This is a genomic window from Saccharospirillum sp. MSK14-1 (assembly GCF_003054965.1).
In the GTDB taxonomy this organism is placed as follows: Bacteria; Pseudomonadota; Gammaproteobacteria; order Pseudomonadales; family Natronospirillaceae; genus Saccharospirillum.
The window spans coordinates 459825-485081 of the sequence record NZ_MIES01000026.1; the positions used below are offsets into that span (position 1 = coordinate 459825).

A 25257-nucleotide genomic window follows, 5' to 3' on the forward strand; every position below is an offset into this window, starting at 1 on the left:
CCGGGACATGGGCGTCGCTCATGCGATGCCAATGTCCGGGTGCGTGCGCAATGCTTCTGCCAGATGATCCATCAGTGCTCGTACCCGAGCGCTGTGTCTTAAATCCGGGTGGGTGAGTAGCCACAGCTGCGTACTCATGGCGGTGATCGGCTCGCCCAGTTGGGTCAGCCCTGCGTCGGCTTGCGCCAGATAGCACGGTAACACCGCGGCGCCCAAGCCATGGCGGGCCGCTGATTGCATGGCGAGGGTGGTATCGGTCCAGTAGCGGCAGCGCTGTTCCAAGCCCTGTTGATGCAGCCATTTCTGCAAGCTGTGATAACCCATGTTTGCGTCAGGACCGATCCAATCCAGTTGCTGCCACAGCGCGGTACCATCCAGAGCCTGAGCCAGGGCCTTGTCTGCTTTTTCGCTCGCCAGATAGATGGCTTGACGAATGTGGCCGACGCGTCGCCCGACCAGATTTTCCGGGGGTTGGTTGGCTGGGCGCAGCGCCAGGTCCGCCTCACGTTTGCTGAGATTGAACGTCTGGCTTGGTGCGACGACTTCCAGTTTTATCGCCGGGTGCTGGTGCCGGAAATCAGCCAGGATGGGCGTCAGTACACCGCTCAGCAGACTGTCGGTCGTGGTCAGCCGGACCGTACCCGCCAGTTGCAGATCACGGCCGATCAAGCGGCGCTCCGCTGCCTGCACTTCGCTGTCCATTTTGGCGGCAACGGCGGCCATTTCCTCGCCAGCGGCCGTTGCCTGATAACCACCGGGATGGCGCTCAAACAATGCAACGCCGAGGCGTTTTTCAATGATGTTGAGGCGACGAAAGACAGTGGCATGGCTGACCTCCAGCCGACGGGCAGCACCGGACAATGAGCCGGTCAGGACAATGGCGTGAATGGTTTTGAAATCGTCCCAGTTGAACAGGTTGTTCGTTTTTGCAATTGATGTTGGCATTTTTTGAGAATTTTTGTGCAATTTTGATCAGGCTAGCATGGGGCCTGTCTTTTTCCACAGGAGTTCCCCGTGATGTCCGCGCTGATTTTGCACAGTCACCCCGAACCCACCGCCTTCAACGCTCAGCTCACCCAGCAGGCGACTCAGACTCTGACGCAGATGGGTTATTCAGCCGATGTTGCCGATCTTTATCAGGAAGGGTTTGACCCGGTTGAACGCGGCGAGCATTACCCAGATCGCACCGATGCAGAGGTATTTTCCCCATTGACGGAGCAGCGTCACGCTTGGCAGCAACGGTCACTGCCCACCGATGTTCAACGGCATGTATCGCGGCTGGAGCAGGCCGAGCTGTTGATCCTGCAATTTCCGCTCTGGTGGCATGGGCCACCCGCTATCTTAAAAGGCTGGTTTGACCGGGTGCTGATCAGTGGCGGTCTCTATACCAGCCGGATGCGTTACGACAATGGCTATTTCAAAGGTCGCCGTGCGCTGATCTCGGTGACCACGGGGGCACCTGCAGAGGCGCTGGGGCCGGGCGGTCGAGGCGGTGATATCGATGCGCTGCTGTGGCCGCTGCATTATTCACTGCATTATCTGGGTTACAGCGTGCTGCCCCCTTTTGTGGCGGCCGGGGTGCAGGGGCAGGGATATCGCTATCGTGATGAGGCTGCGTTCGCTCAGCATTTGACCGGGCTGAAACAGCGTTGGAGCGAGCATTTGCGGCGTCTGGATGCCCATTCGCCGCTGGTCTTTCCCGGCTGGCAGGATTGGGACAGCGCAGGTCGGGCGCTGCCTCTGGCGCGTTAAGGCACTTCTTCACCGGCCGCGGCGGTCCAGATTTCAAACCAGCGTTGCCGGTCGATTTCAATCTCCAGTGCACCGGCCAAGCCTTGAATGCGGTCGATGGAATTGGTGCCCACCACCGGCAAAATGCCCGCGGGATGGCGCAGCAGCCAGGCGATTGCCGCCAGATCGGCGCGGCCGTTATGGTCGGCCGCCACGGCTTCCAGTAACGGTCGAACGCGCTGAGCGATCTCGGTATCTGCAAACAGCTGCCCTCCGGCTAAGGGCGACCAGGCCATCGGCTGCAAGCCATCGAGTTGCAGGTTATCAAGCGTGCCATCCACAAAAGCGCTGCGCTCCAGCACACTCATTTCAATTTGATTCGCCACCAAAGGGTGCGACATCGCCGACTGCAACAGTCGCCATTGTGAGGGCGTGAAGTTGGAAACGCCGACGGCACGAACCATCCCGGTATCGACCAGTTCATCCAGTGCCGCGCCGGTTTCCGCCGCATTCATCAGTGGGTCCGGTCGGTGCAGTAACAGTAAGTCGAGGTGATCGGTGTGCAGATGACGCAGGCTGGTCTCGACACTGCTGCGGATGTAAGCAGCGCTGGTGTCGTAGTACTTAACCCGGCGCTCCGGGAAACGATCGGAGGTGAGGGCGATGTCGCATTTGCTGATCAGTTCGATGCGTTGACGCAGCGCGGGGTCGGCGGCCAGCGCCTGTCCAAAGAGCGCTTCGCATTGGTAGTTGCCGTAAATGTCGGCGTGATCGAAACTGCTGATGCCTTCGGCCAAAGCCGCATCGATTTTACGGCGCACCTGAGCGGTGCTGGTATCGGCGTCGTCGGCCAGACGCCAGGCGCCGTAAACCAGGCGGCTTAAGCGGATGTTGTGGTTTGCCAAGTCTATTTTATTCACAAGCGTTAACGACCGTTCTGCGGATCAAGGCGCGCCAGCTTAACCGAACGCGGGGTGCTTGTCGGCTTTTATGACCGCTGGCACTAGTGCTATTTGGGTCGTTCGATACGCTGGTTGATCGCTGTTCTCTGCGTCATTCTGTTTGAGGTTGTTTACATGTCCACTGCGTCATCGTCCACTGAAGTCAATCGCACCCTGATCGTTGCCCTGCTGATTGCCGGGGCTTTCGTAACCATTTTGAACCAGACGCTGATGCTGGTTGCCATTCCCGCCATCAGTGCCGATTTTGGCGCCGAGCCGAGTCTGGTGCAGTGGGTGACCACGGCGTTTATGTTGGCGAACGGGATTTTTATCCCGGTGTCGGCGGTGTTGATTGACCGCTATTCCAACCGGGCGCTGTACCTGACGGCCATGGGTATTTTCGTCGCCGGCACGCTGATTGGCGCCTTGTCGACGTCCTTTGCCATGTTGCTGGTGGCGCGCATCATTCAGGGCGCGGCTGCGGGCTTGATCATTCCGATGATTCAGACCTTGGTGATGTCGCTGTTTCCGCCGCATCGTCGCGGTGCAGCCATGGGCCTGGTCGGTCTGGCAATCGCCTTTGCGCCGGCGATTGGCCCGACCTTGTCCGGCTGGATTGTCGAGCATCTGTCGTGGCGGGCGTTGTTCGTATTGATGCTGCCGATCAGTGCGTTGGTCTGGGCAGCCACGGCGATCTTTATGACCAATGTGACGCCGCGCCGCGACCGGCCCATCGATGCGTTATCGGTGGTGTTGTCGACGTTCGGCTGGGGTGGTCTGCTCTATGGCTTCAGCGTCGCGGGCAGTCACGGCTGGACCAGCCCGGAAGTGTTGATTGCCTTGATCGGTGGGGCGCTGAGCCTGGCCTGGTTTGTTCATCGCCAGCAGCGTCTGCCGATGCCATTGCTCGATATGGCGGTGTTCCGCAATCCGATTTTTACCCTGACGACGGCGCTGTGCACGCTGATCTTTTTGCTGATGATCGGCGTCATGACGTTGATTCCGATTTACGTTCAAAACGCCTTGCAACTCGGGGCCCTGGTCTCGGGCCTGGTGCTGCTGCCCGGCGCCATTATTAACGGGGTGATGTCGCCCGTTGCCGGTCGTTTGTTTGACCGTTTCGGCATTGGTCAGATGGCGCCGTTGAGTTACGCGCTGATAGCCGTCGCTCTGTTTTTGCTGATGCGCATGGACCTGGAGACGTCGCCTTGGATGATCGCGGCATACGTGGCCTTACTGATGTTCGCAATTGCGCTGCTGTTCTTGCCCTTGGTGACGGCCGGCATTAATGCCTTGCCGCACGAACTCATCGCTCATGCCACGGCCATGAACAACACCCTGCGCATGGTCGGCGCGTCGGTGGGCACCGCCTTGCTGGTGACCATTATGAGTTGGCCAATGTCCCAAGCAGGCGCCGAGGCAGCGCCGGCTGCGACCGTGGCTGAAGGCGTGCACCTGGCCTTTGGCGCTGCTTTGGGATTGGCTTTGTTGGGATTGGCTGGGTCGTTGTGGTTATGGCAGATGGTGAGTCGCCCGGCTCAGCAGACGGTTGAGGAATAAGCATGGACATTCGCGCGGTGGAAACCACCGACCTGGACGCCTGGGTGACGTTACGCCAGGCACTGTGGACCGATCTTGAGCGAGACACCGGGCTGGACGAATGCCGCGCGATATTGGTGAACACCAACGAAGTGGCCTTTATTGCCTGGCAGGATGACCGACCGGTGGGTTTGATTGAAGGCCAGATTTATCGCGGTGACGATGAACTTTATGGTCACGTTGAAGGCTGGTACGTGGCTGACGAGGTTCGCGGCCGTGGCGTTGGCAAAGCTTTGATGAGTGCACTGTCGAGCTGGTTTCTGCATCGTCATATCCGCACCGTGTTTTCTGATACCAACCCCAGTTATCCACTGTCCCCGGCCGCCCATGAGGCCGCGGGGTTTGAAGAAGTGGATCGCATCATTATTTATCGGCAACGCCTGAACGCCGATCGTAACCGTTGACGCCCGGCGGGGAGCGTGCTCGAATCGAAGCTCCCCCGGCTACGGAAGCGTTACGATGTCCTCCGAATCAACCGCCGCCTACACCCTCCCTTTTCAGCGGCCCTGGATACTGGCAGCAACCATTCTGGCGTCCGCCATGGCGTTTATTGATGGCTCAGTGGTGACATTGGCGTTGCCGATCATCCGTACCGATCTCGACGCCTCTTTGGCGCAACTGCTCTGGATACTCAATGCCTACACCCTGTTTTTGGGCGCCTTATTAATGGTCGGTGGCGGCGCGGGGGATCGTCTGGGGCGGCGTCGTATTTTCAGCATCGGCATCTGGCTGTTTGCATTGGCTTCGTTCGCCTGTGCGCTGGCAACGAACCCGACCTGGCTGATCATTGCCCGCGCGGTTCAGGGCCTGGGCGCGGCGCTTCTGGTACCACAAAGCCTGGCCATTATTTCGGCCACCTATCCCAGTGGGGAACGCGGCAAAGCCATCGGTCTGTGGGCCGGTGCGTCGGCGTTAACCACGGCTCTGGGCCCGGCCTTTGGCGGCGTGTTGATGGATTGGTTCAGTTGGCGTGCGGCGTTTTGGATCAATCTGCCGCTGGCGGTGATGGTGGTGTGGCTGACGCGCCGTTATATGCCTGAAAGCCGCGATCCGGATGCGCGTGGCCGGCTCGATTGGGGCGGTGTGTTGATCGCAGCGGCGGCCTGCGGGTTGCTGACGTTGGGTTTAACGGTCGTCACCGAAGGCATCACCGGCAGCGGTTTGTATGCCAGTGCGATGATCGTGCCGGGCCTGTTGGGTTTGGTGGCGTTCTTTTTCTATGAAGGGCGGGTTAACAATGCGCTGGCACCGCCGGCGTTATTTCGCAATCGCGCCTTTACCGGCACCAACCTGATGACGTTGTTGCTTTATGGCGCCTTGGCCGGGGTGATGTTTTTGATCCCTATCGATCTGATGGAGCGCCGTGGTTTGTCACCCTCCCAGGTCGGGCTGGCGTTGTTGCCCTTTGGGTTGATCATCGGCGTGTTGTCGAGCCGCGCGGGTAAGTTGGGTGATCGTTTTGGACCGCGGCCAATGCTGGTGCTGGGTGCGCTGCTGGTGACGCTGGGAATTGTCGGCTTGATTCCGCAATGGTCGTCGTTCTGGCTGGGCGTTGAACTGCCGTTGTGCCTGATGTCGTTGGGTATGGCGACGCTGGTGTCGCCGCTCACCACGGCGGTGATGAATTCGGTGCCCGATCAACGTGCCGGTGCTGCCTCAGGCATCAATAATACCGCCAGTCGCCTCGCCGGGCTTTTCGCCATTGCCGGTGTAGGCGCCTGTGCGGCTGGGTTATTTCGCAGCTTTCACGGTGGCGGCGGGCAGTTTGGCTTGTTTCCGGCGCCTGGCGATGCCGAATACCAGGCAACCCTGGACGCTTATCAATGGGCGCTTGGCGGCAGTCTGGCGCTGATGGCGCTCTGTGCCTTGGGTGCGGCAGTACTGGCCGCCTGGCTCATCCCCGGGAAAAACACGTCGACGGTGGCGGCATGAAAAGACGCTGGCTGATGGCGTTAGTCGCGGTGCTGGTCAGCGTCGTGGCCCGAGCCGATCGTGAGTTTGAAGCGATTGCCGCTCAGCCCTGGCCGGTGGCGTCGGCGTTGCAGTTACACCAGCAGCCACAGCAGCGCTTTGCCGCTGACGGCGTGCCGATGCTGGTGAACGTCTGGGCCATCTGGTGCATTCCGTGCCGAGAGGAACTACCCGCCTTAAACGGTTTGCGTCAGCGCATCTCCGATGACGAGCTGCGGATGGTGGCGCTGAATTACGGCGATACACCGGCCAATATCACCACCTTTGTCGAGCGATTACCCATCGATTTTGCGGTCTGGCTCGATATCGATACCAGCGTCAGCCGGCAGTTGCCGATGCGCGGTTTGCCGACCACCTTTCTGGTCGATCATCGCGGTCAGTTGCGTTACCGACTGGAGGGCGTTGCCGACTGGGATGCCGATGCCATGGTCGAACATCTCGCCGATTTGCTGCCTCAACTGACGTCGTCGCCTTAGATCCATTTCCTGTAAACAATCTTTGTTTATCGCCTCTGGTTATTGAAGCGCTGCGAGTTGTCCGAGCCGGGCGGCTGAGCGACGGGTGCCTGTGTGGCTGAACTGCGGTCGACGGTTCCGGGAAAGAACGTGGCCACCGATGCCACCTTGGTTGAAAAAGCCGATATCTGTCATAGGGTTTTAACAGCGGTGGTCTCAGTCGCCTGCCGCAATGTCCTGCCTAATAACCGCACAAAAAGCACAAGAGGGACCGACCATGAAATGCGTCTACTACTTGTCTCCGACCTTAAAAGAATGCGAGCGCATCGCCGATGACCTGCACAGTGTGGGTTTGTCGAATTGGCTGATACACCTGATCAGTCACAACGACACCGGCATCAGTCGGCACCGGCTGCAATCGGCCAACTATGTGGAAACGCTGGATCTGTATCACAGCGGTGTTGTGGGTGGTTTTCTGGGGTTTTGTGCCGGTCTGTTATTGCTGGCCATTTTCCACGTCACCGGCTTGTTCAGCGACAGTCTGCCGTTCTTCGTGAACCTGGTGTTTGTTGCCGTCTTGACGCTGTTTGGACTGTGGGAAGGCGGGCTTTGGGGTGTTGAGACGCAAAACAATAAGCTCGAACCGTTCAGCGCCGAGCTGGATGCCGGCCATTATCTGATTTTGATTTATACGCCGCGTGAATACGAAGCCCAGGTGCGGCAGATGATGCAGGAGCGTCATCCGGATGCGCAGCTGGCCGCGGTCGATCCACACTTTATACTGCCGTTTTCGCGACCCAAACGCGTCTGATCAACGCCGTTCGCGCACTGGACAATAGTCACTGTTGAAAGCCCGGGTATTGCCACCATCTCGGGCTTTCCATTTGTTGTTGCGCGTTCGGCCACCTCCGTGACGGGCCGGTTCGTAACCCTCAGTCAGGAGTGTTCATGGCGTCGATCATCTCCATCGAAAACCTCACCAAAACCTACGATTCCGGTTTCCAGGCACTGAAAGGCATCAACCTCGATATTGAGCAGGGCGAGATTTTTGCGCTGCTCGGCCCGAATGGCGCCGGTAAGACGACGCTGATCAGCATCATCTGCGGGCTGGTGAATCCCAGTGGCGGCCAGGTCACCGCCGACGGCCACGACATCATCAAGCACTACCGTCAGGCGCGATCCAAAATTGGTCTGGTGCCGCAGGAACTGACCTCCAATGCCTTTGAATCGGTTTGGGACACGGTGAATTTCACCCGCGGTCTGTTTGGCAAAGCGCCGAATCCGAAACACATCGAGAAAGTGCTGCGCGATCTGTCGTTGTGGGACAAACGCAACGAACGACTGATGGCGCTGTCGGGCGGGATGAAACGCCGCGTGATGATCGCCAAAGCCTTGTCGCACGAACCGCGCATTTTATTTCTGGACGAACCGACCGCCGGTGTGGATGTCGAGTTACGCCGCGAGATGTGGACCATGGTGCGTGAACTGCGCGAAAGCGGCGTCACCATCATTCTGACCACGCATTACATCGAAGAAGCGGAAGAGATGGCTGACCGTGTCGGGGTCATCAATCAAGGCGAAATCGTCCTGGTCGAACAGAAGCAGGATCTGATGCGTAAGCTCGGACGGCGTGAATTGCGATTGGCTTTGCGTGAACCCTTGAGCAACATTCCGGCGGGTTTAAAAGACCGCGATTTGAGCCTGAGTGAAGACGGTTACCAGCTGACGTATCGCTTCGACAGCCAACAGGATGACACCGGTATTCCGGAAATGCTGGCGACCTTGAATGATGCAGGTATCGATTACAAAGACCTGCAAACCCGTGAAAGTTCGCTCGAAGATATTTTCGTGAATCTGGTTCACCGTAACGATTAATCGATCAGGAGAGTCCATGAATTTTTACTCCATTCGCGCCATCTACCTGTTCGAGATGTCGCGCACCTGGCGGACTTTATTGCAAAGTGTCGCCACTCCGGTGATTTCTACCTCGCTGTATTTTGTGGTGTTCGGGTCGGCCATTGGTTCGCGCATGGTGGAAATTGACGGCGTCAGTTACGGGGCTTTTATTGTGCCCGGTCTGATCATGTTGACGCTGTTGATGCAGAGCATCAGTAACGCCTCCTTTGGCATCTATATGCCGAAGTTTTCCGGCACCATTTATGAAGTGTTGTCGGCGCCGGTTTCCTATCTGGAAATTCTGATCGGTTACGTCGGTGCAGCCGCGAGTAAGTCGGTGATTCTCGGTCTGATCATTCTGATAACCGCCACCTTCTTTGTGGATTATTCCATCGATCATCCGTTCTGGATGTTCAGCTTCTTGGTGCTGACGTCGATCACCTTCAGCTTCCTCGGTTTTATCATCGGCATCTGGGCCGACGGCTTTGAAAAACTGCAGATCGTGCCGATGATGATCGTGACGCCGCTGGTCTTTCTGGGTGGAACCTTCTACTCCATCGATATGCTGCCCTCCTTCTGGCAAGGCGTTACGCTGTTGAACCCGGTGGTGTATCTGGTCAGTGGATTTCGCTGGAGTTTTTACGGTCTGTCAGACGTGCATATCGGTGTCAGCATCGGCATGACGCTGGGTTTCCTGGCGCTGTTTGTTGCCATCGTCTGGTGGATTTTCCGCACCGGTTACAAGCTGAAAAGCTGACACCCATCGCGGTGAGCGGCGCATGATTTGTTAGACTGCATTCTGTGTTTGAATCGAGTCCGTTATGCGTCGCTGCCTGTTACTGCTGTGTCTGTTTTGTCTCTCACCACTGCGTGCGGAAACCTCAACCGCTCCCTGGTTGCAGGTGGTGCGCGATACGCCCTACGTTTTTAGTTCCGGTTTCTACGACAACCTGTCCACCCTTCGTCGCTGGGTGTTACTCGGCGAAAGTTATTGCACGCAGCCGCAGCGTCATTTGTTGTTCGATCAGCGTGGCCGCTTCCTGGCCTGGTTCGATAACCCCGGCGATTCAGCCGCCAACCAAATTGAATTGAACGCGGTGCGTGAACAACTGTACCGCGACGGTGACGTGCATCGGCTGATTGAGGGCAGTGCCGGCGAAACCGGTTATCCCTTTGCACTGCGCTGCGATCAACCACACGTCGATCTGCCTGCAGCGCTCGACCGGTTATTGGGCGCGAAGGCTGACGATCGGGTCTGGGGGACCTGGGATGGCATTACCGCCGGGTCACCGGAAGCGCCCTGGTCGCTCGCGGCGGTGGTGATCGAGGTGTTGCACACTCAGGCGCAGCGTCGTGGTTATCCGGTAACGCCGGCCATGCAGCGCGCTTTTCTGGGGCAGATTTTGATTGAAAGCGGAGCGCGCAAACGGTCGTTTTCCGCAGCGCAAGCCATCGGGTTGTTGCAACTGCGTCCGGAAGTGTTGGCCGATTGCGAATTGGCCGAACGTTTTTATTTGCACCGGATGGCGCAGGTTGATTGCGCGGTGCGTTTGTATCAACAGAACGACCGCAATTTGCGTCCGGCGTTTGAACGTCGCTTTGGTGATTTACCGGACGACAAAGCCGAACGGCTTTATTCACTGTTGTTGGTGCAGGCCTATCACGGCGGCATCGGCCGGATGCTCGACTTGCTTGGTGACGGCGAGGTTGGGCGCGCCGGACGTGAACTGGCGGCTGAGGCGCAACGTTACAGCGCCGAAGATCTGGCTCTGGGTTTGGTGTTTCACAACATGGGACGCATCGGGCTGGGGTTGGAATCGTTGTACTACAACGTCGATGTGGTGATCGCTGCCGACGCGGTTTGCGACGCCGAGCCGGAGGTGTGTTTGTGAAAGGCATGAGCGTTGTTTTACTGGCCTTCATGTCGACGGCTGTTTGGGCACAGGTGCACACCGAATTGGATTGGCAGCCTTACCCGGTTCGCCTGGCCGAGGGTGAAACGCTGGCTGAAGCGCTTGATCGCAGCTCGCCGATTCGTCAGCGCGCTCTGGTGTACCACGCCACGACCGATTGGCAGGTGCAGTGGCGGTTCTGGTGGCAAAATTCCGATCATGGATGCGTGATTGAACGTGTGCGTACCGACGTTACTGTGCAGATTCAGTTGCCGGAATTAGTCGATGGAACGGCAGCACAGCAGGCGGAATTTTCCGACTATCGCGAGGCGCTCAGAGTGCACGAAGAAGGGCACCAGCAATTTGCGCTCGAGGCGGGCGAGGCTATTGATCGGGCGTTGCAGCAATTACCGCCGGCCAGCAATTGTCGGGCGCTGGAAGTCGACGCTAATGCACTGGGTCATCACATCTTAGAGCGCGTTCGTGAGCGAGAATTTGATTACGACCGACGCACCAATCACGGCGAAACACAGGGCGCCTGGATGGAATAATAAGTTGGTGTGGTATTACAACGGCCGGTGCTGATCCTGCCAGTACACCACCCAGCTTTGATCGCGCACGAAGTGATTCACCGCCTGCATCGACGGAAACCATTCGCTTAATAACACGTCCGATTGCGGATCGGCCTGGCGGTATACCATGACAAAAAAACCGTCTTCTTCGGTATCGCGACTGATGTGGCAAAAACCGCGATAGTGATTGCCTTCAATGATTTCGCCAAAGCGATCGAGCACCACGTTCAGTGACATGTCAGACTCGATCACCGGCCAGTCGATCCAGCTGATGCGCCAGGTCAAAATCACGTTGTGACAGACCGTCGACATCGTGACTGGTGAGTTGCACCTTGACGGTTTTGTAGACGTTGAACCACTCCGGATGGTGGTCGCTTTTTTCAATCACCAAGGCCGCCCGGGTCATAAAACCAAAGGCCTCGACAAAGTCTTTGAACTGGTAGGTTTTGCTCAGCTTGTCGTCTTCGATGGCCCAGGCATGAGTCGACTTGGAATTCAGTGCCTGCAGTTCGGTCTGGATTTTTTGGGCGTCGTAACGGTCGGAAGGCATGGTGTGTCTCCATCGTTGGAGTGGGCCTGTACCTTAGCAGCCGGGAGATGGGAGAGGCAAAAGGGTGTACGGGAGACGGGAGACGCTAGTTAGCTGAAACCCACGCCCCTGTAAATTGGTGTCTCCCGTCAAGCGTTCAGTTTGGCAAGCTCCGCGATGCCAGCCCGAATCTCAGCTTCACTCGAATTGGCAAAACCAATCACCAATCCCGTTCGCTTCGGCTCGGCCAATGCATAGTCGCTCAGCGCCAACGGGCCATAGCCCGCTTTATCGAGTTGATAGGCCCAGGCTTGGTCGTCGCCGTCGCGCTCCAGCACCAGATGCATTCCAGCGCTTTCGGCGACGGTGCGGAATTGACCGCCCAGCTGTTGCTCGATCTGCTCACTCAGCAACTGCCATTTGCCGTGATAGTGCTGACGCATTCGTCGCAGATGGCGCGCAAACTGACCCTGGTCGATAAAGGCGGCGGTGACGGCTTGCAGCAGTAAGGGGGTCTCGCCGGTGTGAATGCGTTTGAGTTGATTGAAGGCGTCGACCAGATCCGCTGGAACCACCAGATAACCCAGTCGCAACGCCGGAAACAACGTCTTGCTGAAGCTGCCGACGTAGAGCACCGGTGCGTCGTCGATTAAACCCTGCATGGCCGGCAGCGGTTTGTTGCTGAAGTGAAATTCGCTGTCGTAATCGTCTTCGATGATCCACACCCCGGCGCGCGCCGCCCAGTCGAGTAAGCGCAATCGCTGACTGATGTCGAGTATGCCGCCGAGCGGATACTGGTGAGTCGGAGTGCAATACAGCAGCTTGGCGTCGGTCTGGGTGGGCAGCCGATCCAGATCGAGCACGGTGTCAGCCAATGGTATCGGCTGTAATTTAACGCCGGGTCGCGCCAGCGCAAAGCGGGCACCGCGATAACCCGGGTCTTCGATCAATACCTGATCACCGGCGTGCAGAAACAGCTCGGCAATCATCGACAGCGCCTGCTGCGCTCCGGCCGTGATGATCACCTGATCGGGGTGGCAGCGTACGCCGCGCGATTGGCGCAGATAGTCGGCAATGGCACGGCGCAACGGTGGGTAACCCTGATGACTGTCGTAACCGAGCAGGGCCGTGCGGCTTTCCTGCTGATGCATTAAGCGGTTCCAGCTGGCCAACGGGAAGGCATGGTGATCGGGCAAGCCGGGTGTAAACGGACGGTTCTGATCTTCCCGGCCGGCCGCTCCTGGACGGTGCAGCCACGGCAAGGCCGGGCGCGGTCTCGGTGGTCTGGGATGGGCCGCCGGCTTTGGGGCGTCGGTGACCGACTGGGCGGGCAAGCGTGGGTCGACATAGGTGCCTGAACGCGGCTGATGGCGGATAAAGCCTTCGGCCTGCAATTGCTCGAACACCGCCAAAACCGTATTGCGCGCCACGCCCAAATCCTTGGCCAGCAAGCGGCTCGATGGCAAGCGATCGCCCGGCTGCAGTCGGCCATCCAGAATGCGCTGACTGAGTGCCTGGTAAAGCTGAGTCTGCAACGACTGCCCGCTGCGGATTGGGTCGAGCAGGTGCAGATCATTGAGCGGCAGGCTGGTGGTCATTCTGGTTCCATTAAAAATTAAATTCTGGTTCTTTTTAGAATACCAGATGTCGTTAGTCTAGACCTCGTTACCACGAGGAGACTGTCATGCCCCGCCAGACCAACCAAGACGCCAGTACCACCGAACTGGGCTTTTGCCCGCGTAGTCAGGTCCGCCGTGCTGCCAAGCGGGCGAGTTACGATCGTGAGCCGGTGTATCAACTGATCGATGCGTTAAAAACCGCCCACCTGGGGTTTGTGGAGGACGGCGAGCCGCGCGTCATTCCCATCACCTGCTGGCGCGATGGCGACAACCTTTACGTGCACAGTGGCAATAAAGGTCGTCTGGCGAAGTACCTGCAAAGCGGTCAGCTGGTGGTGCTGTCGTTCGCCGAATGCAGCGAATGGGTGATGACGAAGTCGGCTTACCACCACAGCGCCAATTATCGCTCAGCGGTGCTCTATTGCCGCGGGGAAGCGGTGACCGATGAAGCGGAGTTCGACCACGCCTTTCGCGTGCTGATCAATCAACTCGAACCCGGACGCTGGGAGCAGGTTCGACCGCCCAACCGGATTGAGCGCAAGGCCACGGTGCTGGTGCGGCTGCCGATGCATGAAGGCTCGTTCAAAGCCCGTACGGGCGGCCCGGTTGAAGAACCGGAAGACATGGACTTGCCCATTTGGCATGGCACCTTGCCGGCGCGGTAACTCGGCGGCGCTCGATGTGAGCCACTTAACACTTGCGCTGTGAACGTTGTTCAAAGACACTGACAGGCGTCGCTCAGGCGAGCGCGCCTTTTCTTCACCGCGAGGTGAACCTGAAAGGCCCGCTTAGCGTACTCATGGATGAATGGAAACGCTGAGATGAGCATGTTAGATACACTCAAAGATTTTTCGATCGTCTATTCCTTTGACCGCAGTGGCTATCAGCGCCATGCGCGTCAGTTTGCTCCCCTTGAAGACAGCCACCTGATTGGCAAACGCTTTCTGGTCACCGGCGGTACCAGCGGTATCGGTGCGGCGCTGGCGCAGCGTTTGGCGGAGGCGGGCAGTGAGGTCATCGTGACCGGCCGCAGCGCCGAGCGCTTTGAGCAGTCCGGGCTGGAATCGCTGGGAGTCGCCTTTGTGCCGCTGGATATGGCCGACTTCAAAGCGGTGATGCAACTGAACCTGCCCGAACTCGATGGGCTGGTGTGCAATGCTGGTGGCATGACGGAGCAACTGCAGTTGGTGAACAACGAATACGACGTCATTTTTGCATCGCAAGTGATTGGTCACTATCTGTTGATGCGGCGCTGCATGGAGTCGGGTGTGCTGGCGTCCGGTGGCAGTGTGCACCTGACCTCCAGTGGCGGCATGTACCTGAAAAAGCTGAACCTCGATGACCTGTGCTGGCAGGAAAACCGCTACGACAAGGTGCAGTCTTACGCCAACGCCAAGCGCGCTCAGGTGATTCTGAATGAAGAGCTGTCACGGCGTTATCCGGACTATGTGTTTTCATCCTCGCACCCGGGCTGGGTGGGCACTCAGGCTTTGCGCGACGCATTGCCGGGCTTTACCAAGCGGTTGTCGAAACGCTTGCGCAGCGATGACGAAGGCGCCGATACCATTTATTGGTGTCTGGCTCAGGGCGAGCAACTGCCCAGCGGTCAATTCTGGTTCGATCGGCAAAGCCGTCCGCTGTACCCGCTGCCCTGGACCCGCGAAACCCAGACCACGCGCCAGCGGTTAATGACGCTGTGCGCCACCGTCTGGGCCGAACAGCTCAACTGACCCTGGTCGCGACAATGCAACATTGTCGCTGGCGGGCGCGGCGCGTATATTGGGCGATCCTGATTGCCGACCGATAGCCACCCTTTCGCGCCATGCCCGCCTTTACTCCGTTACCTGAAAACAGCCGACGTCATTACCTTGAGGCCATGGGCATCGAGTCGTGGTATCCGCGGATGCGCTTGCCAATGGCCCCCGAGCCGCTGCTGTTCGATCTTGATGACAGCGGGTATTCCGCGCCTGCGGCCGAGCAGGCTTCGGCCACGCAGCAGCCCCAGCCAACACCCGGCCAGTCAGCGCAATCGCCAGCACCAGCGCAACCGGCAGAGTCCACGGCGGTGCCGCGCATTCAGGCCGTCCCCCCCAAAGCCGAAGCTGAACCCCAAGCCGCGCCCAAAGCGCAGTCGGCTCCGGCGGTGCCACGCTTTGTGCTCTCACTCAGTGTGGTCGGCCCTTATTTGATTGCCGATACGCTGGCGCGCGGTTTGGAACAACCCACGGCGGCGGGTCAGCAATTGTTGCTGAATATTCTGGCGACCTTGGGTGTCAGCGCCAAGGATGTGCACACCCATCATGTGATTCAGTGGCCGCTGTTTACCAACCCGCGTGTCGATCAGGGCATTCAGCAAGCGCAGCTCTATGTCGATGAAAAGCTCGAACAGTTTGTGCGCCAGCACGAACCCAAGCAGTTGTTGTCGTTCGGCGCGGTCTTGCCCCGCCTGCACGACTGGCAACAACCCCATGGCGAACACCTCGGTTTGCCCTGGGTTGGTCTGCCGTCGCTCTATCGCATGCTCGACGACCCGCGCCAGAAGGCGGTCGCCTGGCAGCGTCTGAAACCCTTGGTCACTGCAGCAACCCCCGACAACGCATGAAGCTGTTGCCCGCCCGCGTCGATGATTTCAATGCGTTGGTGATACTGGACGCCGAAGCCGGCCCCCACCCGTGGTCGGTGATGGCGTTGCAACAGGCGCTGAAAGAGAGCCGTGTCTGGCAGATTGAGCACGATGGCGAACTTGCTGGCTTTCTGGTGGGGGAATCGGTGCTCGATGAAAGCAGCCTGCTGCATCTGGCGGTCGCGCGTGCGTATCAGGGCCGCGGGCTGGCGCGTCAGGCGCTTAAGCACTGGCTGGTGCAGTTGCATCGCCTGGGCCAGCAACGGTGCATTCTGGAAGTGCGACCAAGCAATGTTCCGGCGCTGGCGGTGTATCAGGGCTTGGGGTTCACTCAGATCGGTCAGCGCCGCCGTTATTACGCCGACGGTGAAGATGCGTGGGTGATGGCGCTGACGCTGTGAGCGAAACAGGGCGGCAAGAAGCCGCCCGTGGGTGGATGTTATTTAAACCAGGTGGACCAGGTATGGAGCGTGCTTGACTGGGTTGCGGCCTCCCAAACAACGATGACCGTGCCGGCTTGGTTACTATCTAATTGCGGGTTTTTTGAGCCTCGAGATGACTGATTGGATTGGCTCTTATCGATGTAATGCAGCTCCTTTGGTGTTGCATTGCGCCAGTCGCCGACACCGAGGGCGTGCACACTGGCCCAGATCGCAACGATGTTATCGCCGTCGCTCTGGTTGACCTGCTCCCAAACGGCGATGGCGTCTCCGCCTGGGGTGAGGGCAATCTGGGGTTGGCTGACGTCCTGGTTTTCAACGCCTTCGGTGGTGTCTAACCGAACGACGCCTTTCCAGTTGAGACTGTCTGGATCGTATTGGTTTACCCAAATATGGCGACGGTTGGTGTCATCCTCGTTTTGCTGCCAGACAGCGACCGCGCGACCGCGCTCATCGATGGCAATATCGGGTAGGTCGGCGTGCCCTTCGGTTGTTTCCAGCAATACGGCTTCACTGTCCCATTCACCGTCGGCAAAGGTTATGGCGCGAATATCGGTCTTGCTGTCGCCAGCGGCAGAGGACGATGGCGTTTCCCACACCGCTACGGCTTGCCCGGCCTCGTTCAGCGCAATCTGCGGATGGCCGGTGTTTTTGTGATCGTTAAAGTCGTCAATGCGCTGTTCGTCGAGCAGGGTTGGTTCACTCCAGTTCCCTTCCTGTGTGAACGTACTGGCCCAGATGCGCGCAGCCGCGGATGTTTCGCCTTGCCCCTGCTCCAGTTCACGCCAAACGGCAATGGCCAGGTTATTGTCGTTTAAGGCCAGTTGAGGCGCACTGCGGTAGCCACCGTAGCTATCCATGGCGTGGCTGATGGGTGTGCCCGCACTCCAGCTTTTGGAGCCCCAGTCATAGTGGCTGTAGCTCACTCGAGCCCTGCTACCGTAGTATTCAAACACGGCTAACGCGAGGCGATTATTATTCAGAGCGATCTGTGGACGGTTGTGTGAGTTCTCGAGGGGGTGCGCTGCGGTATCATTCCAGGCTGCCTGGCTGGGCCGGACATGGGCCCAGCTTGTGGCGTTTTTGAACCAAACAACAATGGCATCGCCAACGTCGTTTAAGGCCACCTGGGCGTCAGCCGCATTTCGGTTTAATGATTCCTGAAGGCGGCTGGCCGCAGCATCCTGCCAACCGCCCTTTTCCGCGTAGTAGTCTTTTGCCCAGATATTGGGCTTGCCATCGCCATCCACGTATCGATTTGGCAACCAGACCAACGCCGCGTCCCCATCATTATTCAAAGCGATCCCAGGTGATGTGTCTTGGGCAGCCCTGTGATTATCGGTGATCTGTTCCGGCTCCGTTTGCCAGGCCCGGCAGTGAATCTGAAGGGTATCGATATCGGTCCCCTCGACGGTGCCGTTGCCATTGGCCGCAACGGTGCACAGTTGCTGCTCGGGGTTTTGGGTAATGGCGACCTGATAGGCGGTGCCGTTGTGCAACGGTGTTTCATTGAAATTGAACGCTGTCGCTCCGCCCGCAATATCGACTGGCGGTTTGGCGTTCAGGCTTAATTGCAGGCCGTTGGTGTTCAGTCCGGTGATGGTTCCGCTGATGACATGCGCTTCGTCTCTGGGAAAGCAGGTCACCTGAACGTCGGTGATGTTATTGCCATCAATAATGCCGGTGCCGTTACTGATATCGCAGAGTTGATCGTCCGGTACACCAAAATGCGTGACGTGGTATTCGCTGTTATCGGTCAGTTCGGTCGTGAATTCGAACGTACCATTGCCTCGATTGTTCAGGGTTTCGGTGTCGTTTAACGTCAGACTCAGCGTCCCGTTAAGGCCGGAGACGGTGCCTTTAATACGGTAGGTGTTTGGGCTTTCAGGGACGCCCTGTCCCGTTGAGCCGGTGTCATTGCATCCGGCCAGTAGTGTGAGCAGTAAGCTGATCACCATCAGTTTGAACGGGGTGCGGTAATCGGGTTTCATAAGTCGCCTCAGCGCAGATGGGTTGGCGGGGGAGCGCTTAGCAATGTTGTTACGTGGCCACCCCAAGGTTGCGCTAGGGTAGAAAACGGTAGTTTGAGAAATCGTTTAATAAATCGTTTGAATTACATCTGTTCGTTTGAGAAAACCGACTTTCATTGACGCCTTTACACGATTGAATCAGGAAAACGAATTCGAGTTGCACCGTCAGTGACTTTCGGCGGCTGTTTCGGCGTGACTCTGCGCTTAGGGTAGGGCGAGTGTTATAACAATGACTGACGGTCTGTTACTGCTAGGAGAGCCGCGATATGCGCGAAGTGCGATATGAGATTGTGAAACAAGGGGTGTCGTTCGGTACGGTGCTGGCCATTGTGCTGTCGTGGAGTGCCAATAAGTCGATCCTTTGGGCGATTATCCACGGCTTGTTCAGCTGGTTTTATGTGCTTTATTTTGCGCTGTTTAAATCGGTTTAAGAGCGCGGCTTAAGCCGTTTCGCGCACCTGCAATTGGGTGGGCAGAATCTGGCTTTTAAAACGTTCCGGGTCGAGCGCCATCATCGCGGCCAGCCGGCCTTTTTCGATGCTGGGTTGGTAGACGGTGGTGATGGCCGGGTGCGAACGTCGCGCTTCGGATATGTCGTCGAAGCCGATAATTTTTAAATCGTCCGGTACGCGAATATCCAGATCGCGTGCCACACTCAAGGCCGCCAGTGCCAGCTGGTCGGACATACAGAACAGCGCTTTGGGGCGCGGCTCACACAGCAAGGCTTCGCGCGCGGCTTTAACGCCGTCGGACCAGTTGCTTTCGTGCGTATTCCACACCTGATCTGCCAGAATTTTACCGCCGACTTCGGCAGCTGCATCGCGGTAGGCATCGAGACGCTGGCGCGAAATGGACGTGGCCGAATCGATCAGTTCAATCTCGCTGATGCGACCGACGGCGTCAGAACGAATCAAGCGCAGGCCGATGACCGCGACCGGGGCGTCGCCACCGATCTGACGATAAATGTGCTGCGCTGCCTGTTTGGCACCGCCGTAGTTGTCGATGTTCAGTGAGAGGTGATTGCCCAGCGTAAAATCGACGGTGACCACCGGTTTATGCTGTCGCTCCAGACGCTGAATAATGCCCAGGTCGCGCGGCGGCCCGTAGATGATAAAACGGTCGGGAATCGATTCCATCGATTGCTGGTGGTAGAAATCGTCGCGGCCGGGCATGAGCAACAAATTCACGCGCGCGTCATCGAGCACTTCAGCAACGCCTTGCAGAAATTCGGTCGCACAGCTGTCGCGAAAGTTATACGCCAGACGTTCGGCGAGCATGACGCCGACCACGCCGGTCGCGCCGGTGCGTAACGAGCGCGCAGCCGGGTTCGGACCATGGTAACCAAGCCGCTCGCACTCTTTGAGAATGCGATCGCGCAGCACGGCCGAGAGCTGATCCGGTCGATTGAACGCATTGGAAATTGACGCCGTCGATACCCCCAAGGCATCGGCGACGGCTTTTAAGGTCATGCGTTTGGTTGGTGCTTTGTTGTTGTCTTTGTTGATCACACGCATATTGTCCGCCAGGAAAACGCCGGCACCAGGGCCGGCGTCCGCTTACTCGGTCCAGGCTGCCAGAGTGTAAGCCGGAATTCGGTCTCCGGTTGCGGCTTGGAAACCAGGGACGGTCTGAGCGCTGCCTGAGACCTCAACCGGCAATTCCCGGCTGGTCATGTTCAGGGCAATCACCAGACTTTCCTGATCGTTCACCCGCCGGAACAGCAGCAGGTCTTTGTCGCTGTCGAGCCACTCAAAGCGGCCGTCTTTCAGTGCCGGATGTTCACGGCGCCAAGCCAATAACTGACGGCTGAAGTTGAGCGTGGATTCGGTATCGACGCCCTGCTCACCCACGGCCAGCTGACGATGGATCGGCTCGATGGGCAACCAGGGATGACCGCCGGAGGTGAAACCGCCCATGGCTTCATTGAGCCAGGGAATCGGTGTCCGGCAGCCGTCGCGGCCTTTGAATTCGGGCCAGAATTCGATACCGAACGGGTCTTGCAGCAGTTCGAACGGCACCTCAGCTTCGGGCAGGCCCAGCTCTTCACCCTGATAAATGCACGGGCTGCCGCGCAAGGTGGCGAGCAAACCTAAGGTGGTGCGTACATAGGCTTTGGGGTCGTCGGCGTCTTTGCCCCAACGACTGGCCGAACGCTCAACATCGTGGTTACTCAGCGCAAAACAAGGCCAACCATCGCCGAGGTTTTGTTCCACCCGTTCAATGGTACCGCGGATGTAATCGACGCTGTGTTCTTTTTCCAACAATTCGAAGGTGTAAGCCATGTGCAGCTTGTCACCGTTCGAGGTGTACTGCGCCATGTATTTCATGCCGCCCGGTGCGCCGATTTCACCCACGGTGGTGGTGCCCGGGAACTCATCCATGACCGCACGCAAGCGCTTGAGGAAATCGAGGTTTTCGTCGCGGCACATTTGGTTCACGTGATACTGACGGGTGAACGGATTCACCTTGTCGGCCCCGACAAACTGTTTCTCCGGCGAGTCGGCCAGACCGTTATCGGTCAGCGCCGCATCGTGGAAATACATGTTAACCACGTCCAGACGGAAACCGTCGACACCCAACTCCAGCCAGAAGCGGGCGGTGTCGAGAATGGCGTTTTGGACATCCGGATTATGGAAGTTCAGATCCGGCTGGCTGGCCAGGAAGTTGTGCATAAAGTACTGGCCACGGCGAGTATCGAACTGCCAGGCCGGGCCACCGAACAGGGACAGCCAATTGTTCGGTGCGGTGCCATCGGGTTTGGGGTCCGCCCAGACGTACCAGTCGGCTTTGGGATTGTCGCGACTTTCGCGGCTTTCCTTAAACCACAGGTGCTGGTCTGAGGTGTGGCTGTAAACCTGGTCGATGATGACCTTCAATCCCTTCTGGTGCGCTTCTTCAATTAAGTGTTTGAAGTCGTGCAGCGAACCGAACATCGGATCGACATCTTTGTAATCGGAGATGTCGTAACCGAAGTCCTTCATCGGTGAGGTGAAAAACGGCGACAGCCAGATGGCGTCGACGCCCAGCTCGGCGATGTAATCCAGATGCGCAATGACACCGGGAATATCACCGATACCGTCACCGTTGCTGTCGAAGAACGAGCGCGGGTAGATCTGATAGATCACGCCACCGCGCCACCAGTTGAGATCGGATGACACTTAAATCAGCCTCCTTTGACTGAACCGGCCAGCAGGCCGCGAACGAAATAACGTTGCATGGAAATGAAGACGATCAACGGCACGATCATGGTCACGAACGCACCAGCAGTGAGGATTTCCCAGTTGTCGCCGCGTGAACCCAGCAGCTCAACCAACTGAGCGGTCATCACCGTTTTACCTTCGCCCTGGCCGAGGAACACCAACGCCACCAGCAGGTCGTTCCAGACCCAGAGGAACTGGAAGATGGAGAACGACGCCAGCGCCGGCAGTGACAACGGCAGCACGATGGTACGGAACACATCGAAGTGACTGGCGCCGTCCATCCGGGCGGATTCCATCACTTCTTTGGGCAGACCGGCCATATAGTTACGCAGCAGATACACCGCCAGCGACAAACCAAAGGCGGTGTGCGCCAGCCAGATACCGGGGTAAGACTTCGGCTCAGTACCGAAAATGCCACCCAGGGTGGTGTACATGCGCAGCACCGGAATCAGTGAGATTTGCAGCGGTACCACCAGCAGACCCACGATCATCGCCAGTACCAGCATCCGGCCTTTGAAACGCATCCAGGCCAGCGCGTAGGCGGCAAAGGCGGCGATCAGAATGGGGATAAAGGTGGACGGCAAGGTCACGGTCATGGTGTTGATAAAGGCACGGCCGACGCCTTCGGACGCCATCACTTCCTTGTAGTTCTGCAAGGTGAAGATGGGCGGTACTTCGGCGATGTAGAACACCCGTTGGCCCCGGTTGTGGCTGAACGGTTCGTCAGACACCCAGCTGAAGTCGCCATCGGCGGTGAGCGTCATTTGCGAGCCGTCGTCCAGGGTGGTGGTGTCGCCGGCGGCAAAGGCCGTCAGGTCGGTCGGACGCAGGCTCCAGCTTTGCACTTCTTTGCCCTGATCGACATCGAAGATGTTGCCTTCAATGACGAACTGACCGTTCTGTTCGCTTTGCGCCTCGGCCGTTGGCGTGCGGTAGAACTCGTTGCTTTCACTGGCCGACAACGACGTCCACCAACCGGTCTGTGCCAGCTGGTCTTTGTCACGCACTGAGCTGATCAACAGGCCCAGTGTTGGAATGGTCCAGAGGGCGACCAGGATAAATACCGTCAGGTGTTTGCCACCGACAGTCAGAATCGAAGAGTTATGGCTGCTCATGGTCGGCTCCTTATTGTTCGTCCTGGCGCGCGCGCCGGATGTTATAGAGCATGACAGGCGTCACGGCGAACATGATGACCAGAGCGATGGCGCTCCCTTTACCAATGTCACCGGCCCGGAACAGCTGGTCATACATGAAGTTGGCCAGCACGTTGGTGTCCCACTGACCGTTGGTCATGGCAAAGACGATGTCGAAGATCTTCAGCACCAGAATGGTGATGGTGGTCCACACCACGACGATGGTGCCGAAAATCTGCGGGATCACGATCTTGAAGAAGATGGAGAACTGGTTGGCGCCTTCGATGATCGCCGCTTCCAGGGTGTCTTCGGGCACACCGCGAATGGCGGCGCCGAGGATGACCATGGCAAAACCGGTCTGAATCCACACCAGGATGATCATCAGCAGGAAGTTGTTCCAGAACGGCACCGTAATCCAGGGGGTCGGATCGGCACCGAACGCGACAACGATGGCGTTGAGCAAACCGATCTGCTCTTCACCGACACCGCGGTAATCGTAAATAAATTTCCAGATCACCGAGGCACCGACAAAAGAAATCGCCATCGGCAAAAACACCAGCGTACGCGCCAGCTTGCCCCACCACAGACGGTCGGTCATATAGGCGATCAGCAAACCAAAGCCGGTCGCCAGGGTCGGCACAAAGATCAGCCATAAAATATTGTTGCGAACCGCCACCCAGAAATTGGGGTTCTGAACGGCCCAGGCGTAGTTGGCCAGGCCGACGAATTCGTTGGCGTTTCGATCGAGCACGGAGTACCACAAAGAGGCAAATACGGGGTACACCAGATAAACAAGCAGAATAAGCACCGCTGGACCGATAAAGATCCAGGGACGGATGGATTCGCGCAGGTTATCGCGCTTCATCCGGGCGGCATCGCCGCTGAGCGAATCACTGGACAGGAAACGGTCCAGCAGATAGTTCGATCCAAGAAAAAATAGGGCACTGAGGCCTATTGCCAGGGCAATAGCAATCACTGCCGTGATAATTTGCTGAGCCACAGTTGTCTCCTGACCAAGAAGGGGTTAAAAGCAGCCCGCCCCGAAGAACGGGGCGGGCGGGGTACGACGACCGCAGTCGTCGTGGCTCGGGTAAGGGGCCTCGACTTAGAGGTTATCCCAGGCCGATTGGATGTCGTCAGCTACGTCTTCGGCAGAATCGCCACTGACGTAATCGACCATACCGGTCCAGAAGGCACCTGCGCCGATGCCGCCAGGCATCAGGTCAGAACCATCGAAACGGAAGGTGTCGGCGCTTTGCAGGATCTCAGCTTGACGACGCAGGGTGTCGTTAGCGAACAGATCGTTGTTCACACCGGTGTGCGGTGTCAGGAAGCCACCGTTGATCATCCAGATTTCATGCGCCAGCGGAGTGGTCAGGTATTCCATCAGAGCCACAGCCGCTTCGTTTTCTTTCGGCATGGTGACAACGGTGCCTGCGCCCAGTACCGGGTTACCCAGGTTTTTGGACTCGAAAGCCGGCAAGTAGAAGAAGTCGATGTCTTCACCCACAACAGTACCTTCCGGGAAGAAGGCCGGGATGAAGCTCGCCTGACGGTGCATGAAGCAGCCCGGCGGGATGTCGAACAGGCCGTTCGGGCTTTCGCGGAAGTCGGTAGAGCCAACTGCCTGAGCGCCGCCTTGAACGTAGTCGTCGTTCTTAGCGAAGTCGCCGAACAGTTCGATGGCTTCAACCACGCGCGGATCGTTGAACGGGATTTCGTTGCTGACCCACTGGTCGTAAACCGCTGGCTCATGCAGACGCAACATCATGTCTTCAACCCAGTCGGTGGCCGGCCAGCCGGTGGCAGCACCGCTACCCAGACCGATACACCAAGGTGTTTGACCATCGGCAACCATCTGGTCAGACAGTTCGATCAGCTCTTCCATGGATTCTGGAACGTCATAGCCGTAGTCGGCGAAGTTGTCCGGGGAGTACCAAACCAGACTCTTCAGGTCGACGCGGAAGAAGACACCGTAGAAGTTGTCGTTACCGCTGGCGTCGGCGTAAGTACCCAGATCAACCCAGGATTGACCGGCCGCGTAGTTGTCCAGAACGTCTTCACGCAGTTGTGAAGACAGCGGTGCCAACAGGTCCTGGCTGGCCATATCGGAGGCCAGACCTGGCTGCGGGAAGATCGCCAGGTTGGGCGGAGAGCCGGCCTGGAGATCGATGCGAATTTGTTGTTCGAAGCTGTCTGAACCGGAGTACTGCACATCCGCACCGGTGGCTTCTTCGAAGTGGCTGACGATGGCGTTAAAGATGGCGTTTTCCGGCGCCAACCAAGGACCGGCGACGGTAACCGTCTGACCGGACAGATCCATGTCATCGAATTTATTCAGTGAATCCCAGTGGAAATCACCGGAACCACGGCTTGGGTTTTCCTCAGCAGCAGCGCCTGCAGCAAAAGCCGCTGACATAGCGACGACGAGCGTCTTTTTCATCAAGGATTTTGTCATTTTTGTAGCCCTTTTCGTGCAATGGGATGGTTCGCGTTTTCAAAATCAGCGCCACACACCGGGGGTGATAACAGACGCTGGGCTTGGAAAGCACGGTCGATAGCTTAATCGTTTAAGAACGTTTGTCACCCGCTTTTTAGTCTGATTGTTCATCATCAGCGTTAAACA

At 57.9% G+C, this 25257-nt stretch carries 26 protein-coding genes; 15 read left to right on the forward strand and 11 right to left on the reverse strand.

The features are described from left to right. Window positions 1–18: 18 nt before the first annotated feature. Window positions 19–945: a LysR family transcriptional regulator gene (locus BGP77_RS06120; protein ID WP_108163830.1), complete on the reverse strand. Its 927-nt coding sequence runs from the start codon at window positions 943–945 to the stop codon at window positions 19–21. Between the two features lie 72 nt (window positions 946–1017). Between BGP77_RS06120 and BGP77_RS06125 the strand changes: the two genes are divergently transcribed. Continuing rightward, a complete protein-coding gene (locus tag BGP77_RS06125) occupies window positions 1018–1752 on the forward strand; it encodes an NAD(P)H-dependent oxidoreductase (protein WP_108163831.1) in 735 nt (244 codons plus the stop codon). Here BGP77_RS06125 and BGP77_RS06130 read toward each other — a convergent pair. Continuing rightward, window positions 1749–2651, reverse strand: a complete 903-nt coding sequence (locus BGP77_RS06130; RefSeq protein ID WP_108163832.1) for an aldo/keto reductase family oxidoreductase — start codon at window positions 2649–2651, stop codon at window positions 1749–1751. The genes BGP77_RS06125 and BGP77_RS06130 overlap by 4 nt on opposite strands. A gap of 156 nt (window positions 2652–2807) precedes the next feature. Here BGP77_RS06130 and BGP77_RS06135 point away from each other — a divergent pair, with 156 nt between their 5' ends. From BGP77_RS06135 to BGP77_RS06175, 9 genes are all read left to right on the forward strand, one after another. Further along, complete coding sequence (locus BGP77_RS06135) at window positions 2808–4232, forward strand: DHA2 family efflux MFS transporter permease subunit (protein ID WP_108163833.1); 1425 nt, start codon at window positions 2808–2810, stop codon at window positions 4230–4232. A gap of 2 nt (window positions 4233–4234) precedes the next feature. Then, window positions 4235–4675, forward strand: a complete 441-nt coding sequence (locus tag BGP77_RS06140) for a GNAT family N-acetyltransferase (RefSeq protein WP_108163834.1) — start codon at window positions 4235–4237, stop codon at window positions 4673–4675. Between the two features lie 55 nt (window positions 4676–4730). Next, entirely contained in the window at window positions 4731–6203 is a 1473-nt protein-coding gene (locus tag BGP77_RS06145) for an MFS transporter (RefSeq protein ID WP_108163835.1), read from the forward strand. Beyond that, the gene (locus BGP77_RS06150) at window positions 6200–6718 is read left to right on the forward strand and encodes a TlpA disulfide reductase family protein (RefSeq protein WP_158269286.1); all 519 of its coding nucleotides are present in this window, start codon (window positions 6200–6202) and stop codon (window positions 6716–6718) included. Before BGP77_RS06145 ends, BGP77_RS06150 begins: the two co-directional genes overlap by 4 nt. Window positions 6719–6974: 256 nt before the next feature. Next, window positions 6975–7508, forward strand: coding sequence for a hypothetical protein (locus tag BGP77_RS06155; RefSeq protein WP_108163836.1), 534 nt, complete (start codon window positions 6975–6977; stop codon window positions 7506–7508). Between the two features lie 137 nt (window positions 7509–7645). Next, complete coding sequence (locus tag BGP77_RS06160; RefSeq protein ID WP_108163837.1) at window positions 7646–8572, forward strand: ABC transporter ATP-binding protein; 927 nt, start codon at window positions 7646–7648, stop codon at window positions 8570–8572. 16 nt (window positions 8573–8588) lie between these two features. Then, window positions 8589–9350, forward strand: a complete 762-nt coding sequence (locus tag BGP77_RS06165; protein ID WP_108163838.1) for an ABC transporter permease — start codon at window positions 8589–8591, stop codon at window positions 9348–9350. 64 nt (window positions 9351–9414) lie between these two features. Beyond that, complete coding sequence (locus BGP77_RS06170; protein WP_108163839.1) at window positions 9415–10485, forward strand: hypothetical protein; 1071 nt, start codon at window positions 9415–9417, stop codon at window positions 10483–10485. A gap of 5 nt (window positions 10486–10490) precedes the next feature. Further along, the gene (locus tag BGP77_RS06175) at window positions 10491–11036 is read left to right on the forward strand and encodes a DUF922 domain-containing Zn-dependent protease (RefSeq protein ID WP_146171201.1); all 546 of its coding nucleotides are present in this window, start codon (window positions 10491–10493) and stop codon (window positions 11034–11036) included. Window positions 11037–11051: 15 nt separating this feature from the next. Here BGP77_RS06175 and BGP77_RS06180 read toward each other — a convergent pair whose 3' ends face one another. The 3 genes from BGP77_RS06180 to BGP77_RS06190 all read right to left on the reverse strand — a co-directional run bounded on the left by BGP77_RS06180 (window position 11052) and on the right by BGP77_RS06190 (window position 13184). Beyond that, window positions 11052–11294, reverse strand: a complete 243-nt coding sequence (locus BGP77_RS06180) for a hypothetical protein (protein ID WP_108163841.1) — start codon at window positions 11292–11294, stop codon at window positions 11052–11054. Between the two features lies 1 nt (window position 11295). Beyond that, window positions 11296–11607, reverse strand: coding sequence for a 4a-hydroxytetrahydrobiopterin dehydratase (locus tag BGP77_RS06185; protein WP_108163842.1), 312 nt, complete (start codon window positions 11605–11607; stop codon window positions 11296–11298). A 128-nt stretch (window positions 11608–11735) separates the two neighbouring features. Further along, entirely contained in the window at window positions 11736–13184 is a 1449-nt protein-coding gene (locus tag BGP77_RS06190; protein WP_108163843.1) for a PLP-dependent aminotransferase family protein, read from the reverse strand. Between the two features lie 86 nt (window positions 13185–13270). Here BGP77_RS06190 and BGP77_RS06195 point away from each other — a divergent pair, with 86 nt between their 5' ends. The 4 genes from BGP77_RS06195 (at window position 13271) to rimI (ending at window position 16229) form a co-directional block, all read left to right on the forward strand. Further along, window positions 13271–13870, forward strand: a complete 600-nt coding sequence (locus tag BGP77_RS06195) for a pyridoxamine 5'-phosphate oxidase family protein (RefSeq protein ID WP_108163844.1) — start codon at window positions 13271–13273, stop codon at window positions 13868–13870. A gap of 156 nt (window positions 13871–14026) precedes the next feature. Next, a complete protein-coding gene (locus BGP77_RS06200) occupies window positions 14027–14935 on the forward strand; it encodes an SDR family NAD(P)-dependent oxidoreductase (RefSeq protein ID WP_158269287.1) in 909 nt (302 codons plus the stop codon). A 92-nt stretch (window positions 14936–15027) separates the two neighbouring features. Next, window positions 15028–15807, forward strand: a complete 780-nt coding sequence (locus tag BGP77_RS06205) for a hypothetical protein (RefSeq protein ID WP_146171202.1) — start codon at window positions 15028–15030, stop codon at window positions 15805–15807. Next, the gene (gene rimI / locus BGP77_RS06210) at window positions 15804–16229 is read left to right on the forward strand and encodes a ribosomal protein S18-alanine N-acetyltransferase (protein ID WP_108163847.1); all 426 of its coding nucleotides are present in this window, start codon (window positions 15804–15806) and stop codon (window positions 16227–16229) included. Before BGP77_RS06205 ends, rimI begins: the two co-directional genes overlap by 4 nt. A gap of 38 nt (window positions 16230–16267) precedes the next feature. Here rimI and BGP77_RS06215 read toward each other — a convergent pair whose 3' ends face one another. Next, window positions 16268–18259, reverse strand: coding sequence for a hypothetical protein (locus tag BGP77_RS06215; protein ID WP_108163848.1), 1992 nt, complete (start codon window positions 18257–18259; stop codon window positions 16268–16270). A 305-nt stretch (window positions 18260–18564) separates the two neighbouring features. Here BGP77_RS06215 and BGP77_RS18115 point away from each other — a divergent pair, with 305 nt between their 5' ends. Further along, complete coding sequence (locus tag BGP77_RS18115; protein ID WP_199224206.1) at window positions 18565–18729, forward strand: hypothetical protein; 165 nt, start codon at window positions 18565–18567, stop codon at window positions 18727–18729. A gap of 9 nt (window positions 18730–18738) precedes the next feature. Here the strand turns inward: BGP77_RS18115 and BGP77_RS06220 are convergent, their stop codons facing one another. From BGP77_RS06220 to BGP77_RS06240, 5 genes are all read right to left on the reverse strand, one after another. Continuing rightward, window positions 18739–19812, reverse strand: a complete 1074-nt coding sequence (locus BGP77_RS06220; RefSeq protein ID WP_108163849.1) for a LacI family DNA-binding transcriptional regulator — start codon at window positions 19810–19812, stop codon at window positions 18739–18741. Window positions 19813–19854: 42 nt separating this feature from the next. Beyond that, window positions 19855–21456: an alpha-amylase family glycosyl hydrolase gene (locus tag BGP77_RS06225; protein ID WP_108163850.1), complete on the reverse strand. Its 1602-nt coding sequence runs from the start codon at window positions 21454–21456 to the stop codon at window positions 19855–19857. A 5-nt stretch (window positions 21457–21461) separates the two neighbouring features. Beyond that, on the reverse strand, window positions 21462–22613 hold the full coding sequence (locus BGP77_RS06230; RefSeq protein ID WP_108163851.1) for a carbohydrate ABC transporter permease: 1152 nt from the start codon (window positions 22611–22613) through the stop codon (window positions 21462–21464). Window positions 22614–22623: 10 nt separating this feature from the next. Then, a complete protein-coding gene (locus BGP77_RS06235) occupies window positions 22624–23631 on the reverse strand; it encodes a carbohydrate ABC transporter permease (RefSeq protein WP_108163852.1) in 1008 nt (335 codons plus the stop codon). Between the two features lie 105 nt (window positions 23632–23736). Continuing rightward, window positions 23737–25074, reverse strand: coding sequence for an ABC transporter substrate-binding protein (locus BGP77_RS06240; RefSeq protein WP_233252313.1), 1338 nt, complete (start codon window positions 25072–25074; stop codon window positions 23737–23739). Window positions 25075–25257: the final 183 nt, after the last annotated feature.

What these genes read in the sequence shown, in the direction of transcription:
- BGP77_RS06120 (WP_108163830.1), bottom strand. Translation starts at nt 945, where the DNA reads ATGCCAACATCAATTGCAAAAACGAACAACCTGTTCAACTGGGACGAT.
- BGP77_RS06125 (WP_108163831.1), top strand. Translation starts at nt 1,018, where the DNA reads ATGTCCGCGCTGATTTTGCACAGTCACCCCGAACCCACCGCCTTCAAC.
- BGP77_RS06135 (WP_108163833.1), top strand. Translation starts at nt 2,808, where the DNA reads ATGTCCACTGCGTCATCGTCCACTGAAGTCAATCGCACCCTGATCGTT.
- BGP77_RS06140 (WP_108163834.1), top strand. Translation starts at nt 4,235, where the DNA reads ATGGACATTCGCGCGGTGGAAACCACCGACCTGGACGCCTGGGTGACG.
- BGP77_RS06145 (WP_108163835.1), top strand. Translation starts at nt 4,731, where the DNA reads ATGTCCTCCGAATCAACCGCCGCCTACACCCTCCCTTTTCAGCGGCCC.
- BGP77_RS06150 (WP_158269286.1), top strand. Translation starts at nt 6,200, where the DNA reads ATGAAAAGACGCTGGCTGATGGCGTTAGTCGCGGTGCTGGTCAGCGTC.
- BGP77_RS06155 (WP_108163836.1), top strand. Translation starts at nt 6,975, where the DNA reads ATGAAATGCGTCTACTACTTGTCTCCGACCTTAAAAGAATGCGAGCGC.
- BGP77_RS06160 (WP_108163837.1), top strand. Translation starts at nt 7,646, where the DNA reads ATGGCGTCGATCATCTCCATCGAAAACCTCACCAAAACCTACGATTCC.
- BGP77_RS06165 (WP_108163838.1), top strand. Translation starts at nt 8,589, where the DNA reads ATGAATTTTTACTCCATTCGCGCCATCTACCTGTTCGAGATGTCGCGC.
- BGP77_RS06170 (WP_108163839.1), top strand. Translation starts at nt 9,415, where the DNA reads ATGCGTCGCTGCCTGTTACTGCTGTGTCTGTTTTGTCTCTCACCACTG.
- BGP77_RS06175 (WP_146171201.1), top strand. Translation starts at nt 10,491, where the DNA reads ATGAGCGTTGTTTTACTGGCCTTCATGTCGACGGCTGTTTGGGCACAG.
- BGP77_RS06180 (WP_108163841.1), bottom strand. Translation starts at nt 11,294, where the DNA reads ATGTCACTGAACGTGGTGCTCGATCGCTTTGGCGAAATCATTGAAGGC.
- BGP77_RS06185 (WP_108163842.1), bottom strand. Translation starts at nt 11,607, where the DNA reads ATGCCTTCCGACCGTTACGACGCCCAAAAAATCCAGACCGAACTGCAG.
- BGP77_RS06190 (WP_108163843.1), bottom strand. Translation starts at nt 13,184, where the DNA reads ATGACCACCAGCCTGCCGCTCAATGATCTGCACCTGCTCGACCCAATC.
- BGP77_RS06195 (WP_108163844.1), top strand. Translation starts at nt 13,271, where the DNA reads ATGCCCCGCCAGACCAACCAAGACGCCAGTACCACCGAACTGGGCTTT.
- BGP77_RS06200 (WP_158269287.1), top strand. Translation starts at nt 14,027, where the DNA reads ATGAGCATGTTAGATACACTCAAAGATTTTTCGATCGTCTATTCCTTT.
- BGP77_RS06205 (WP_146171202.1), top strand. Translation starts at nt 15,028, where the DNA reads ATGCCCGCCTTTACTCCGTTACCTGAAAACAGCCGACGTCATTACCTT.
- rimI (WP_108163847.1), top strand. Translation starts at nt 15,804, where the DNA reads ATGAAGCTGTTGCCCGCCCGCGTCGATGATTTCAATGCGTTGGTGATA.
- BGP77_RS06215 (WP_108163848.1), bottom strand. Translation starts at nt 18,259, where the DNA reads ATGAAACCCGATTACCGCACCCCGTTCAAACTGATGGTGATCAGCTTA.
- BGP77_RS18115 (WP_199224206.1), top strand. Translation starts at nt 18,565, where the DNA reads ATGCGCGAAGTGCGATATGAGATTGTGAAACAAGGGGTGTCGTTCGGT.
- BGP77_RS06220 (WP_108163849.1), bottom strand. Translation starts at nt 19,812, where the DNA reads ATGCGTGTGATCAACAAAGACAACAACAAAGCACCAACCAAACGCATG.
- BGP77_RS06230 (WP_108163851.1), bottom strand. Translation starts at nt 22,613, where the DNA reads ATGAGCAGCCATAACTCTTCGATTCTGACTGTCGGTGGCAAACACCTG.
- BGP77_RS06240 (WP_233252313.1), bottom strand. Translation starts at nt 25,074, where the DNA reads ATGAAAAAGACGCTCGTCGTCGCTATGTCAGCGGCTTTTGCTGCAGGC.